At 71.5% G+C, this 14,348-nt stretch carries 12 protein-coding genes and 1 pseudogene; 3 read left to right on the plus strand and 10 right to left on the minus strand.

Going from position 1 to position 14,348, the window contains the following annotated elements:
* From G3I40_RS05955 to G3I40_RS05965, 3 genes and pseudogenes are all read right to left on the minus strand, one after another.
* Positions 1-381 (minus strand): annotated as a pseudogene (locus G3I40_RS05955) (ABC transporter ATP-binding protein); the annotation flags it as partial.
* Positions 382-564: 183 nt separating this feature from the next.
* The gene (locus G3I40_RS05960) at positions 565-2,076 is read right to left on the minus strand and encodes a SulP family inorganic anion transporter (protein WP_164301107.1); all 1,512 of its coding nucleotides are present in this window, start codon (positions 2,074-2,076) and stop codon (positions 565-567) included.
* Between the two features lie 265 nt (positions 2,077-2,341).
* Positions 2,342-2,980: a LysE family translocator gene (locus tag G3I40_RS05965; protein ID WP_164301108.1), complete on the minus strand. Its 639-nt coding sequence runs from the start codon at positions 2,978-2,980 to the stop codon at positions 2,342-2,344.
* A gap of 112 nt (positions 2,981-3,092) precedes the next feature.
* On the opposite strand from G3I40_RS05965, the gene G3I40_RS46400 reads away from it, so the two are divergent.
* On the plus strand, positions 3,093-3,650 hold the full coding sequence (locus G3I40_RS46400) for a CGNR zinc finger domain-containing protein (RefSeq protein WP_203643528.1): 558 nt from the start codon (positions 3,093-3,095) through the stop codon (positions 3,648-3,650).
* Positions 3,651-3,771: 121 nt separating this feature from the next.
* On the opposite strand, the gene G3I40_RS05975 is transcribed toward G3I40_RS46400, so the two are convergent.
* The 3 genes from G3I40_RS05975 to G3I40_RS05985 form a co-directional block, all read right to left on the minus strand.
* Positions 3,772-4,185: a VOC family protein gene (locus tag G3I40_RS05975; RefSeq protein ID WP_164301109.1), complete on the minus strand. Its 414-nt coding sequence runs from the start codon at positions 4,183-4,185 to the stop codon at positions 3,772-3,774.
* Between the two features lie 263 nt (positions 4,186-4,448).
* Positions 4,449-5,477, minus strand: coding sequence for an alcohol dehydrogenase catalytic domain-containing protein (locus tag G3I40_RS05980; RefSeq protein WP_203643529.1), 1,029 nt, complete (start codon positions 5,475-5,477; stop codon positions 4,449-4,451).
* Positions 5,478-5,521: 44 nt separating this feature from the next.
* Entirely contained in the window at positions 5,522-6,499 is a 978-nt protein-coding gene (locus G3I40_RS05985) for an aldo/keto reductase (RefSeq protein ID WP_164301110.1), read from the minus strand.
* Positions 6,500-6,721: 222 nt separating this feature from the next.
* On the opposite strand from G3I40_RS05985, the gene G3I40_RS05990 reads away from it, so the two are divergent.
* Entirely contained in the window at positions 6,722-7,633 is a 912-nt protein-coding gene (locus G3I40_RS05990; RefSeq protein ID WP_164301111.1) for a helix-turn-helix transcriptional regulator, read from the plus strand.
* Positions 7,634-7,657: 24 nt separating this feature from the next.
* Here G3I40_RS05990 and G3I40_RS05995 read toward each other — a convergent pair whose 3' ends face one another.
* From G3I40_RS05995 to G3I40_RS06005, 3 genes are all read right to left on the minus strand, one after another.
* Complete coding sequence (locus tag G3I40_RS05995) at positions 7,658-9,229, minus strand: oleate hydratase (RefSeq protein ID WP_164301112.1); 1,572 nt, start codon at positions 9,227-9,229, stop codon at positions 7,658-7,660.
* Between the two features lie 161 nt (positions 9,230-9,390).
* Positions 9,391-10,731 carry a lipase family protein gene (locus G3I40_RS06000; RefSeq protein ID WP_164301113.1) on the minus strand — a complete coding sequence of 447 codons (1,341 nt, stop codon included), beginning with the start codon at positions 10,729-10,731 and terminating at the stop codon, positions 9,391-9,393.
* Between the two features lie 159 nt (positions 10,732-10,890).
* Positions 10,891-11,718, minus strand: coding sequence for a MarR family transcriptional regulator (locus G3I40_RS06005; RefSeq protein WP_164301114.1), 828 nt, complete (start codon positions 11,716-11,718; stop codon positions 10,891-10,893).
* A 264-nt stretch (positions 11,719-11,982) separates the two neighbouring features.
* Here G3I40_RS06005 and G3I40_RS06010 point away from each other — a divergent pair, with 264 nt between their 5' ends.
* A complete protein-coding gene (locus G3I40_RS06010; protein WP_164301115.1) occupies positions 11,983-13,821 on the plus strand; it encodes a glycoside hydrolase family 97 protein in 1,839 nt (612 codons plus the stop codon).
* A gap of 195 nt (positions 13,822-14,016) precedes the next feature.
* Here G3I40_RS06010 and G3I40_RS06015 read toward each other — a convergent pair.
* Positions 14,017-14,348, minus strand: a 332-nt coding sequence (locus tag G3I40_RS06015) for an alpha/beta family hydrolase (RefSeq protein ID WP_203643530.1), incomplete at its 5' end; no start/stop codon positions are given.

Consider the following 14,348-nt stretch of genomic DNA (forward strand, 5'->3'; position numbering starts at 1 on the left):
GGCCGCGTTGACGACGGCGACCGCGGCGCCGGTCAGCAGTGCGGGCAGCGCCGCCTGCACCCGCTCGGCGGGCGGGCCGCCCGACAACAGGGTGTGCATCACGGAGTTGAGGACTAGCAGGTTCACCGCCGCGGCGACGCCCTGGCCGACCTCGCTGACGCCGACGGCGAGCAGCGCGCCCCGGTCCGCGCGCCAGGCCCGGCGCAGCGTGGCGAGCACGAGCCGGGGCATGGCCCGCAGGGCGGTCAGGAGCGTCAACTCCAGCCGGGCGTTCTCGTGGTCGGCCCAGCCGGTGTCGTAGCGCAGCGGGCCGCCGAAGAGTTCCTCCTCGGCGGCCGACACCTGGTGATCAGCGATCTTGGGGGTACGGAAGAACCTCATGCAGTTGCCTCCGTCATGCGTCATGCCCGGCAGCGCACGGAATACGACGCTCCCCGGAAGGAGAACGCGCTCGATTCCGGCCGTTTCGCCGACACGGTCCCGCATGACGGCCCACGCTGTCCCCGGAACGCGTGGGAGCGACGCGCGCGCAGCCCCGGGCGCCGACTCCGGCGCGGCCGGGTGTCAGTGGCCGGCGGTCAGTTCCCCGCTGAGCCTGGCGTGCAGGTGCGCGCTGCGTTCGTTCAGGCCGGTGATCTCGACCGTCTTGCCGCGCTCGGCGTACTTGGCCTCGACCGCGTCGAGGGCCGCGACGGACGAGGCGTCCCAGACGTGCGTGCCGGACAGGTCGATGACGACCTTGTCGGGGTCGGTGGCGTAACGGAACCGGGCGACCAGGTCGTACGCGGAGCCGAAGAACAGCTGGCCGTCGACCCGGTAGACGACCTGGCTGCCGTCGGGGTCGACCACCGCGGTGACGTCGGAGAGCCGGGCCACCCGCTTGGCGAAGATCACCATGGCGGTGACGGTGCCGACGACGACGCCGATGGCGAGGTTGGACGTGGCCACCACCACGACGACGGTGAGGACCATGACGGTGATCTCCCCGGCGGGCATCCGCCGCAGGGTCTTCGGGGCGACGGAGTGCCAGTCGAACGTCGCGAAGCAGACCATCACCATCACCGCGACCAGAGCGGCCATCGGGATGTCGGAGACGATCGGCCCGAACACGATGCACAGCACCATCAGGAAGGAGCCCGCCAGGAAGGTGGACAGCCGGGTGCGGGCGCCGGACACCCGAACGTTGATCATGGTCTGGCCGATCATGGCGCAGCCGCCCATGCCACCGAAGAAGCCGGTGACGATGTTGGCGATGCCCTGGCCGATCGACTCCCGGGTCTTGTTCGAGCGGGTGTCGGTGATGTCGTCGACGAGCCTGGCCGTCATCAGGGACTCCATCAGTCCGACCAGCGCCATGGCGAGCGCGTAGGGGGCGACGGTCGTGAACGTGTCGAGGGTGAACGGAACGTCGGGCAGGCCGGGGGTGGGCAGCGAGGACGGCAGCCGGCCCTGGTCGCCGACCGTGGGCACGGTGATCCCGGCCGCGACCGTGACGACGGTCAGGGCGACGATGGAGACCAGGGGCGCCGGGACCACCCTGGTGATCTTCGGGAAGAGGACCATCAGCAGCAGTCCGCCGACGAGCAACGGATAGACGGGCCACGGCACGTCGTGCATCTGCGGGACCTGCGCGAGGAAGATCAGGATGGCGAGGGCGTTGACGAAGCCGACCATCACGCTGCGCGGCACGAACCGCATCAGCTTGGCCACCCCGAGCGCGCCGAGGACGATCTGGAAGACGCCGGCCAGGATCACGCACGCCACCAGGTACCCGAACCCGTGCTCCCGGTTGACCGGAGCGATGACGAGCGCGACCGCGCCGGTCGCGGCCGAGATCATCGCCCGTCGGCCGCCCACGATCGAGAGCGTCACGGCCATGGTGAACGAGGCGAACAGACCGATCGCCGGATCGACCCCGGCGATGATCGAGAACGAGATCGCCTCCGGGATCAGGGCGAGCGCGACGACCAGGCCGGCCAGCACCTCGGTGCGCCACACCTTCGGGTCGCGGATCCAGTCGGGCCTGAGGCCGCGCAGACGCGCGGCCGGGGACAGTGCGGCGGGGGCAGCAGACAAGGGGCAGTACCTGTCGGGTTCGTCGAGGTCCGGCGGCGTGGACGGAAGGCGTCGGCGGACCGGGCCGGTCGTCCGCGAGGCCTGAGGCGCGGACGGGCACACCCGTCCCGGCGCCGACGGAACTCTACCTTGACGCCGCGGGCCGAGTCCGAGGCCGTACGGGCCCCGTCCCCGCGGCCCTGGGCAGGTGCGTCGGGTGATCTCGTCACGAGCGCGCCGGCCCGCGGTCCCTCCGACCGCGGGGCCGGTGGCCCTCCGCGCGCCCTCATGGCAGCGTCCGGACCAAGGCGTCCGCGAGGAGGGCGAGCGCCAGCACCCCGAAGGTGACGCCCGCGATCACGTTCAGCGTGGTGGCGGTGCGGCGGCCGCGCACGAGGCTGCTGCCCAGACGTCCCGCGAACAGGCCGATGGCGCTGTCCCAGAAGAGCCCGAGGAGCAGGAAGATGAACCCGAGGGTGAGCAGCTGGATCTGGAGCGGACCGTGGCCCGGGCTGGTGAAGCGCGGCAGGAACGCGGCGAAGAACAGCACGATCTTGGGGTTCAGGAGATTGGTCAGCACGGCCCTGCCGAAGACCCGGCGATCCGGTGGCGCGTCGTGCGAGGGGTCGGCCGAGGCCCTCCAGGCGCGCAGTGTGGTCAGCGACAGCCACCCGAGGTAGAGCCCGCCGGCCGCCTGTATCGAGGTGAGTACGCCCGGATTCGCCTGTACCAGGACGGCCAGCCCGAGGGCGGCCGCCGTGACGTGCACGACCATCCCCAGCGCCATCCCCGCCGCGGACACCACTCCCGCGCGGGGTCCGCGGTCCAGCGCGACGGCGACGATGTACGCGGCGTCGGGCCCCGGGGCGACGGTGATCACCAGAACCGCGGCGAGATAGGCCGGCAACAGCCCGGGATCCAGCACGGAAGTCTCCACTCCGTCGGAAGGCGTAACGCATTGAGGTCCCAATGAACGTTACGCGGCGCGGTGGGGGAGTGCAACGCCCAGACATGCTTCTTTGCGTTACGCTTCCGCTATGGCTGTGAGAGTGGAAGAGGTGCCGCTCGTCTCGTTGACAGAGCTGGTCAACGGGTGGGGCACGGCTCCTCGCCGGGAGAGCGGCGAGGACGGCGAGCCCTGGCCGGAGCCGACGGAACTCGCCGGACGGCTGGGGGTTCCCGCACGGATCGACGACGCGCTCACCGCCAAGGCCCTGGTGCGCGTCGCGGACCGGCTGCACGAGGTGTTCGCCGCCCCGGACGCGGCCGAGTGCGCACGCCTCGTCACGGAGCTGCTGCGGGAGAGCGGGGTCCGTCCGGTGCTGGACGCCGAGGGCGGGCTCCCGCGCCCGGCCTGGGCCGTGGAGGAGGGCCGGCGGGCGGTCATCGCCGCCGCCGCCGTCACGCTGTGGCACTTCCTCGGCGACCACGGCTTCGACCGCATCGGCGTCTGCACCGGCCGGCGCTGCGCCGACGTGTACGTCGACGTCTCGCCCGGCGGCCGCAGACGGTTCTGCTCGGTCACCTGCCAGAACCGCGCACGGGTGGCGGCCTTCCGCAGCCGCCGCGCCGCGGACGGGCAGCCGAAATCCTGACGGACCGGGCGGGCGGCACAGGGGCGAACCGCCGACCCGGTGCGCGGCTCATGCCGCCCCGGCCTGTCTCGTACCGTTCCGGTGGGTGAAAGGTGGGCGGACGGTCCGGGGCGAGGGACGGTCAGTTCTGCGGCGCCCCGATGTTCACCATCCAGGGAATGCCGAAGCGGTCCGTGCACATGCCGAACACGTCGCCCCACATCTGCTTCTCCAGGGGGACGGCCACGGTGCCGCCCTCGGACAGCTTCTCCCAGTAGCCCCGCAGCTCCGCGTCGTCGTCGCCGCTGAGGCTCACCGAGAAGTTGCTGCCCGGCGTGTGCTCCATGCCGGGCGGGGTGTCGGAGCCCATGAGCGTGAAGCCGCTCGGAGTCTCCAGCAGGGCGTGCATGATCTGGTCGGCGAAGGGAGCGTCCGGCTGGCCGGCCTCACCGAACGTGTTCAGCGCGAGGGTGCCGCCGAAGACCTCCTTGTAGAACTCCAGGGCCTGACGGGCGTCGCCGTCGAAGCTGAGATACGGGTTCAGGCGCGAGGCCATGACACCTCCTGAGTCGGGCTACGGGTCTCTTCGCCGGATGCTAACGGCGGCCACTGACACCCGCCCCCCGGGCGCAGACGAACACACCGCCGTCGTCGACGCCTTGGAGGCCGCGGTGGCGTCCCGCGCCAGGCGAACCGCCCCGGGCTCTTCGTCACCCCGGACACCGACACCGGACGGGCCCCCGCCCCGAGGCAGGGTGCCCCCGGGGGCACGCGCCTGAGAACCCGCCGGGCGGGATGCCGTGGCGCTCAGAACGCGGGTCAGGGATGGACGAGGGCCTTGAGGACCTCGCGGTCGGCCATGGCCCGGTAGGCGTCCGGGGTGCGGTCGAGCGGGAATTCCCGGTCGAAGACGCGGCCCGGGGCGATCGTCCCGTCCAGGACGTCGGGCAGCAGGTGCTCGATGTAGGCGCGGGCGGGGCTGGCGCCGCCGGTCAGGGTGATGTTGCGCATGAACGCGGCCGGGCCGAGCGGACCCTGCTCGTACTGCGGCACACCCAGGCGGCTGATGGTGCCGCCGTCCAGGACGGCGCCGAGGGCGGTGTCGAGGGCCTGACGGGTGCCGACGGCCTCGATCACCTTGTCCACGCCGCCGGTCAGTTCGCGGATGCGGGCGACGCCCTCCTCGCCGCGCTCGGCGACCACGTCGGTGGCGCCGAAGCGCCGGCCCAGATCCGTACGGGCTTCGTGGCGCCCGGCGAGCACGATCCGCTCGGCGCCCCGTCGTGCGGCGGCGATCACCGCGCACAGACCGACCGCGCCGTCCCCGACGACCAGGACCGAGTCCCCGCGGCCGACCCCGGCGGTGACGGCCCCGTGGTGGCCGGTGGTCATCACGTCCGACAGCGCCAACAGCGAGGGCACCAGCGCCGAGTCGGCGGCCACCGGCAGCTTCACCAGCGTGCCGTCCGCGAACGGGACGCGGACGGCTTCGCCCTGACCGCCGTCGACGCCGTCGAATCCGTACCGGCCGCCGTTGCGGCAGGAGATCTGCAGGCCCTTGGCGCAGTAGTCGCAGGTGTTGTCGCTGTACGTGAACGGGGCGACGACCAGGTCGCCCGGCTTCAGGCCGCGCACGTCGGCGCCGGCCTCCTCGACGACGCCGAGGAACTCGTGGCCCATGGGGCGGCCGGTGTCCGTGGCGGGCATCGAACCATAGGGCCACAGGTCGCTGCCGCACACGCACGCGGCAACCGTGCGCACCACGGCGTCGGTCCGGTCGACGATCTTCGGGTCGGGCCGGTGCTCGACGCGGACGTCTCCGGCTCCGTACATCACTGCTGCACGCATGAGGATTCTCTTTCCAGACGAGGTCGTACCGAGTACGCGGGCGATCAGCGTTCGAGCATCCGCGCCTGGGCCTCGGAGTGGGTGTCGCCCGCGGCGGGCGGCAGGCTGCTGAGCTTGTCCAGCTGCGCGCCGGTCAGCGTCACCGCGTCGGCGGCGGTGTTCTCCTCGACGCGGACGACCCGCTTGGTGCCGGGGATCGGCGCGATGTCGTCACCCTGGGCGAGCAGCCAGGCCAGGGCGACCTGCGCGGGCGTGGCACCGACCTCGGCGGCCAGCGCCTGCACCTCGTCGGCGAGCGCGAGGTTGCGCCGGAAGTTCTCGCCCGTGAAGCGCGGGTTGTCGCGACGGGAGTCGTCGGCGTCGAACTGGTCGGTGGAGCGCACGGTGCCCGTCAGGAAGCCGCGTCCCAGCGGGGAGAACGGCACCAGGCCGATGTTCAGCTCCCGCAGCACGGGCAGGACGCGCTCCTCGATGCCGCGCGTCCACAGCGAGTACTCCGACTGGACCGCGGTGACCGGTTGGACGGCGTGGGCGCGACGGATCGTGTCCGGGCCCGCCTCGGAGAGCCCGAAGGCGCGCACCTTGCCTTCGGCGATCAGCTCGCCGACCGCCCCGGCGGTCTCCTCGATCGGCGTGTCCGGGTCCACCCGGTGCTGGTAGTACAGGTCGATGTGGTCGGTGCCGAGGCGCTTGAGGGAGCCCTCGACGGCGGCGTGCACATTGGCCGGGCGCGAGTCCAGGTTCCCCGTGCCGGCGCCGCCGTGGGACACAAGGCCGAACTTCGTGGCCAGCACCACCTGGTCCCGGCGCCCCTTCAGGGCCCGGCCGAGCAGTTCCTCGTTGGTGTAGGGGCCGTAGATCTCGGCGGTGTCGATGTGCGTGACGCCCAGTTCCAGTGCTCGGTGCACCGTCCTGAGGGACTCCGCGTCGTCGGTGCCGGAACCGGTGTAGCCGTGGGACATCCCCATCGCGCCGAGACCGATCCGGGAAACCTCCAGGTCACGCAGGTTGATGTAGCGCATTTCGCCTTCTTCCGGTTCATGGCGTCGCCCGGCACCCCCACTGTCTCCCGGCCCGACAGGTCGTGCCTGCGGGGGCGACGGCAGCGGAGGGCGCCGGCGTCCTGTTCGTCCCCCTCACCTTCGCCCGGATCGCGCCGCCGAGGCAGGGCGGGCTCTTCAGGGGTCATGACAGGGCCCCCCTCACGTCCGCACGGCGGGTGCCCGGCGGGTGAGACTGGAGGCATGGCATCCGAGAGCGCGCACAGCGAAGGCGCCGAGCTGGGCCGCTACCTGCGCGCCCGCCGCACCCAGACCAGCCCCGCACACGTCGGCCTGACCGTCGGCGCCGGCGTCCGTCGTACGCCCGGACTGCGCCGCGAGGAGCTGGCCACCCTCGCGGGCATCAGCATCGACTACTACGTGCGTCTGGAGCGCGGCAAGGAGACCCGGCCCAGCCCCGCCGTCCTCGACTCGCTGGCCCGCGCCCTCCAGCTGGACGACCAGGAGCACCAGCACCTGCGCGAGCTTGCCGCCCGCGCCGCCCGCTACGCCCCCGAACCGCCTCCGGCGCCGAGCCGCACCGTGCGCCCCCACCTCAAGCTGCTGCTCGACTCGCTGCGCCCGAACCCGGCCTACGTCATCAGCCGCAGCATGGACGTGCTCGCCTGGAACCCCGGGGGCCTCGCCCTCTACGCGGGCCTGGACGACTGGCCGGCCAGACACCGCAACCTCGCGCGCTACCTGTTCCTGCACCCCGCGGCCCGTGACCTGTTCACCGACTGGGACCGGCAGATCACCGCGTGCGTCGCCCGGCTGCGGGCCATCGCCGGCACCGCCCCGGACGCCCCCGACCTGACCGGCCTCGTCGGCGAACTCCTCCTCAAGAGCCCGGACTTCGCCGGCCTGTGGGATCGCTACGAGGTGACGGGGCGCAAGCCCGCACAGAAGACGTTCCACCATCCCCAGGTCGGCACGCTCACCCTCACCTCGCAGTCGCTGCACGTGGAGGGCACCCCCGGCCAGCGCATCGGTGTCTACACCGCCGAGCCCGGCAGCCCCGAACACGACGCCCTGCTCCTGCTCGACATGACCGCACCCCGCACGGCGGCCGCGCCCGCGACGACGACCTCAAAGGGCGCCGAACCCCAGCCGTGACGAAGGGGGTCGGCGCCGGACCGGTCAGTGGCGGTGCATCGTCGCCAGGGCCTCGACCAGGACCTTGGGGTCGTGGCCGCCCTTGTAGACCGCAGGGGGCTGCTTGTCGAGGTGCAGGAGTTCGGCGACGGCGGTCCAGGCCGTACGCACGGAGTACTCGACGGTGAAGACGACGTCGTCGGGGACCTCGGCGTACTGGCCGATGAAGGCCAGGTTCGCCGAGCCCTCGGGGACGACGCGGGGGCGGTCGCCGGCCTTGCGGACGAGGAACTGGCTGGTGATGTAGGGCATCAGCGCCGGGATCACGATCGAGGAGTCGAGGATCTCGGGGCCCTCCTCGAAGCGGAGGTGCTGCAGCACCTCGTCGAGGATCTCCCGGCCGGTGCACTCGCGCATCGGCTTGTTCACGAAGTCGCCCGGCTTGTCGGGGAAGAGGGCGTACCCCCACCACACGAAGGTGTCGTCGGGCTGGTCGCGGAAGTGCGGCTGGTGGTTGAGGACGATCGTCAGGAGCCAGCCCGAGTCCTTGAAGGTGATCAGCCCGCCCTTGCCCGCCTCGCTGCCGGAGAACTTCTCCATGAGGGCGAAGAAGGTGGGGTCCTTCGTGGTCACGGTGAACGACTCCCACGTCGAGTCGTCGACCGAGGAGTCGAAGACGTGCGGATCGCCCAGCCGCCCCGGCAGTTTGGCCGCCAGGGTCTGCCACAGCTTCCAGGCGCCGCCGGAACCGGAGGTGTCCAGAACGGGGGCGGCGTCGGTGGAGCCGGTGGTCGAGTTCGCCGTCATCGACCCGTTGGTGACGAGCACGAGGTCGTCCGGGCCTACGGGCACTTCCCCGGTCGTGCCCCCGCGGATCCACCGCAGGCTCTCCACCCGGAACGTGTCACCGGACTGCGTGAGCCCCAAGTCCGTGACCTGGGTGTCGAGTTGCACCGTGACGCCCTGGTCGGTGAGCCACTTCATCAGCGGTCGCACGATCGAGTCGTACTGGTTGAACCGGGTCCGGTAGATCCCCGACATGGAGTCGAAGGTCTTGAACAGGTGGATGAACCGGTTCAGGTAGCGGCGGAACTCGATGGCGCTGTGCCAGGGCTCGAAGGCGAACGTGGTGCACCACATCCACCAGAAGTTCGTCCGGAAGAAGTCCTGGTGGAAGCAGTCGACGATGCGCTTGCCGTCCAGCAGTTTCTCCGGCGTGCCCACGCACTTGACGAGTTCCAGCCGGTCCCGCTCCGTGAAGCCCATCGAGTGGGCCTCCACGACCCGCCCCGCCGCGTCGACGAGACGGGCGTGGTCGTCCCAGGCGAAGTCCTCGTGGAAGGCGAACGTGTCGTCGGTGACCGACTTGTTCGGGTCGTCGAGGGAGGGGATCGAGGAGAGCAGGTCGTACGTGCACTCGAAGTGGATCTCGAACATGCGCCCGCCGCGCATCGTGTAACCGGTCTCGGGGCCGCCCGCCGCGTCGAGGCTGCCGCCCTCGCGGTTCTGCTCCTCGAGGATCACGATGTCCGACCCGGCGAAGCCGCCCTCCCGGATCAAGAAAGCCGCTGCCGACAGGGAAGCGATCCCGCTGCCGACCAGATACGCCTTCGCCATCTTCCGCTCCTCGCCTCACGCAGCCCCGATGCCCGGGTTCCGACCGACGCGTCGAAGCCCCTCATGGGGCGGACGCCGGTCGCCCCAGCCTTTCCGTGCGCGGTCCTCGGCGCAGCAGAGGGAGGCCGAACGGGTGAGGCGAGGCGAGGAGGGGCGGCGCGTCAGGAGCCCGTCGGCACCTCCGGCGCGAGCGAGTTGCCGGCCGGGATCCGGCCGCAGTCCGAGGGCGGCGTCTTGCCCGCGAACCTGTCGTTGATCCAGCCCAGGGCGACCGGCGCCCAGGGCACGGCGGTGCCGACGTGGCTGAGCAGGTCGTACTGCTGGAACTTGATGGCCGTGTTGCCCTTGTCGCAGTACTGGCGGGCCAGCGCGCGCACGTCCCCGGCGACCATGACTCCGTCGCCGCGTCCGATGCCCGGGAGATTGCTCAGGGTCCCCTCGGCGACGCCGCCGTTGCCCTGCGCGATGTAGCCGGGGGCCGTCGGGGTGTCGGCCGAACCGAGGTTGAGCTTGTTCACGGCGTCGACGAAGGCGGGGATCGAGTTCGGGTCGGCGTACTGCGGCTTCACCATCTTCTTCCACGTCAGGCCCGGGTACTGGGCCAGGGCGTTGATGATCGAGCCGTACTCGAGCTTCTTGAACACCTGCTGGCCGTAGCTGTTCAGGTAGGGCGTGAAGTCGATGTCGTACGCGCGGGCGGCCCCGATGATCGCCATCGGGGCGACACCGGCCCAGACCGAACTGCCGCTGATGTACTTGAGGTTGTGCGCCGGGTCGACGAGCAGTCCGCCCTCGGCGAAGCCGACCAGCCTCTTGTTGACGTCCGGGGCGTAGCTGGGGGCGAGCGCCGCCGCCCAGTGGGTGGCGATGGCCCCGCCGGAGTAGCCCGCCATGGCGACCCGGGTGTCGGCGGTCAGACCGGTCCCCGAGGTCTTGCTCGCGGCCCGGATCGAGTCCAGCGTGTTCGTGCCGTACTCCGGCCCGGCCGCGAAGTCGGCCTTCTGCCCCTCGCTGTCCGGGATGACGACGTTGTAGCCCGCCAGCAGCAGCGGCACGAGGAGGAGCGACTCGCCGTTCGCGATCAGCCCGCCGAGGGAGACGTTGCCCGCGATCGCCCGCGACGGGGAGTCCTCGGGGTTGAGGGAGTCGTAGAACGACTGGTACGAGACCGCCTTGCTGCTGTCACCGCTCGGGCTGCGCACGATCGACGTCACGCCGGCGGACGGGCGGCCCTGCGCGTCCACGGTGCGGTACAGCAGCTGCGTCGCCTGGACGGGGGTGGGGATGCCGAGCACGTGGTACTGCAGGGTCCGCTTCTTGAGCACGTCCCCCGGCGCGTACGAGGCCAGGGGCGCGCTGCCGTCGTAGGTGTAGAACGAGTCGCTCGCCGCGGCGGCCGATGCGGCCGAAGGGGCGGCCGCGGCCGTGGCCGCGGGAACGGCGGTGACGGCCAGAACGGTGACGACTGCGGTGGCCAGCGTCCCGATTGCGGTGCGGTGCATGGGTGTCCTCGGCTTCGCGTCATGGATCACGGGATGACAGAGGTGTACCTGTCGGTAACAGCGCCGCAAGTTACCAACAGGTACACGAGTTGACCAGAGTTCTAACAACGCGGTGGGTCGGGAATCCCGCCGAGCGCGGTCGCTGCTCGGCGCCGCCCGTCACTGCGGCTGCGAGGCCACCACCTTCGCGGTGAGGGGTGCGAGCCCGGCGACCAGCTCGTCGAGCTCGGCGGGGGACAGGGCGTCGTACGGCGGGGCGGCGAGCTCGTCGGTCAGGGCCTCGATGCGCTGCTGGGTCTCGCGGCCGGAGTCGGTGAACCGGCCGTCGGCGTCGACGATCCCGCGCTCGCGCAAGCCGCCCATGACCGCGGCAAGCCGCTTCTTCGGCAGGTGGTGCAGGCGCCCGAACGACTCGGGCGGATGGATGCCCTGCGCCAGCGCGGAGAGCACGTGGGCCTCGGTGCCCGAGACGCGTGCGCCCACGAGGGCGGCGATGTGCCCGTCGCAGCGGTGCTCGCGCAGCATGGTCGCGCCGTGCCACAGCCGGGTGACCGGGTCGTCCGGCATCGCGACGCCGCGCAGCCCCGCGTACATCACCCGGCCCTCCGTCGGCGCGCTCGTCGCGGCTTTCGCGGTCAGGTCGGCGGCGCGCACCAGGCCCGGGGAGTCGGCCAGTTCGGGGCCGAGGATCCGCCGCAGGGAGGCCGCGCTGCCCCGCAGGCGCGCGGCGAGGGACACCTCGGGCGGGATCGTCTCCCACGCGCTCGGGATGTGCCGCGCCACCTCCCCTTCGGTGAAGCTGTAGAAGGCCGCGTGCACGACCTGCGCCGGCACCCTCCCCAACGGGGCGGCCCGGCTGGCGAAGTAGCCGTCCCAGTAGGTGCGGTGGCCGAGCGCGGCCAGCTCCTCGTTGCACTCGTCGGCGTGGAAGGTGACCATGCAGATCGGTTCGAGGAGCTCGTACATGCGGCGAGGGGTGTGGGTCATGGCTGTCATGATGCCTGCGGTCACGCCCCGTGGGGCGGTAGCCGCCGCCGGATCACCTCCCGGGTGTGGCGGCGCCCAACAGGGCCTGGACGTCCGCCAGTTCGTCCGCGGAGAAGCCGTCGCGCAGGGTTGACCCCCGAGCGGCTGTGGACCTAGCGTCTCGGAACGGCTCGTTGACAACGATGTCGCAGGCGCGGGACGCGCCGCGTCACTGTCCGGCGGAATCCGTTCGTTGCTGTTGGCTGCTGCGACCAAGGGGAATTCATGCGTATACGACCACCGGTACTGTTCGTCGCCCTCGTGACGGCGGCCATGGCGGGCAGCGTGCTAGTCCCGTCGGCGCAGGCCGACGACCGGTCCTGGGCCGTCTCGCGCGGGGGCGCGGGCCCCACTGCCGCCCTCCGCCTGGACGACGAGGGCCGGCTCTCGCTCGGCATCCGGCGCCAAGGACGTACCGTGTTGGCCCCGGGCGCGCTGGGGATCGTCACTGACGAGGGCGATCTGACCTCCGGACTGAAGTTCGTACGCAGAACCGACACAAGGGTGCACGAGGACTACAGCACCACTGTCGGCAAGCGCCGCCGGCGCACGGTCGATCAGACGGAGTCCCGGTTCGCGTTCGTGAACCGGGAGGGCGCGGCGCTGACCGTGGTGGTGCGTGCCGCGGCCGACGGCATCGCCTACCGCTACGTGGTGCCCGACGCCAAGGGCGACGGTGTGAAGGTCACCGAGGAGGCCTCCACCTTCGAACTGCCCGACGACGCGTCGGCGTGGATCAACACCTGGTCGAACGGCAACTACGAAGCCGCGCACCAGTCGCCGTCGGCGGCCGGCGCCGCTGACGGCGACTACGCCTACCCGGCCCTGTTCCGCACCCGCGGCACGGGTGTCCACGGCGACTACGCGCTGCTGAGCGAGTCGGACGTGACCGGCACGTACGACGGCAGCCACCTGGCGCACACCCAGGGCGAGGGGGAGTACCGGGTCGCGCTCGCGGACGACGAGGTCGACTCACCCGGCCCGCTGAGTACCCCGTGGCGGACCGTGACGACCGGCGACCTGGCGACCGTCACGCAGTCCACGCTCAACGACGACGTCGCCCCGGCGTCCCGGGTCCAAGACGCCTCCTGGATCCGGCCCGGCAAGGTCGCCTGGTCCTGGATGGACGGTGGCCACGAGGCCCAACGCAGCCTGGAGAAGCAGAAGTCCATGGTGGACTACGCCGCCGAGCACCACTGGGAGTACACCCTCGTCGACGACGGCTGGAACACCACCGACTGGATGCCGGAGCTGACCGCGTACGCCAAGGAGCGCGGTGTCAAGATCCTGCTCTGGATGAACTACGCCGACGTGGACACCGCCGACGAACAGAAGGCGATGTTCGACCAGTTGGCACAGTGGGGCGTCGTCGGCGTGAAGATCGACTTCATGGACTCGGACCAGCAGGCTCGCTACCAGTGGTACGACGGGATCCTCAAGGAGACGGCGGCACGCCACCTCCTCGTCGACTTCCACGGTTCGACCATTCCGCACGGCATCGCCCGGACCTGGCCGCAGGTCATGTCGATGGAGGCGGTGCACGGCGCGGAGCAGCTGAACGTGACGGCGGCCAACGTGTCGGTGCTGCCGTACACGCGCAACGTGGTCGGGTCGATGGACTTCACCCCGATGGACTTCCAGACCGGCAGGATCCCGGTGTCGGACGCCGCGGAGCTGGCGCTCTCGGTGGTCTACGAGTCCGGGTTCCAGAACTTCGCGGGCGCGCTCGACGAGTACCGCAAGCGCCCGGAGCTGGAGAAGTTCCTGGAGGACGTGCCCACGGCCTGGGACGAGACGCGGCTCGTGGCCGGTGACCCCGGCAAGAAGACCACCCTTGCCCGCCGCGACGGCGACCGGTGGTTCCTGGGCAACGTGAACGCCGGCGCGGCCCACACGGAGAAGGTGCCGCTGCGGTTCCTGGGGCACGGCACGTACACGATCGACGTGGTCAGGGACGGCCCCGACGGTCTCGTCCGGGAGAGCCGCACGGTGACGGCGCGCGACACCTTGACGGTGGACGTCCCGGCGGACGGCGGGTTCGCCGCCGTCGCCCACAAGCTCTGACGTTCGGAGCGACGCGTCACGTGCGGCCGGCCGGCGCCACAGGAGCCGGCCGCACCTGACGTCGGCGCAGCCGGCAGGACCGGACGGCCCCCGGTCCTGCCCGCCTGACACCGTCGCCCCGCCCCCTCACGTCACGACGACAAGACGTCACGACGAGAAGACGTCACGACGACAAGACGTCACGACGACAAGACGTCACGACGACAAGAGGTGCAGGACGGTCGAGGTGGTGGCGCGGTGCCAGCCCGCGCTGTCGCGCAGCAGGGCGTGGTCCCCGCCGGGAACGAGGCGTACCTGCGCCCGCGCCCCGGCCTCACGGGCCCGCTCGACGAACGCCACCGACGCGTGCGGATCGGTGACCCGGTCGCGGTCGCCGTGCAGCACGACGACGTCCTTGCCCCGCAGGTGCGCCACGGGTTCGCCCTCGGGACACCAGGGAGCCAGGGCGAGAACGGCCCCGACCTGAGGCGCTCGCGCGGCGGCCAGGGCGGCCCGCCCGCCCATCGAGTGGCCGACGAGCACCACCG

It is taken from the genome of Streptomyces sp. SID14478, from assembly GCF_010548525.1.
Lineage (GTDB): Bacteria > Actinomycetota > Actinomycetes > Streptomycetales > Streptomycetaceae > Streptomyces.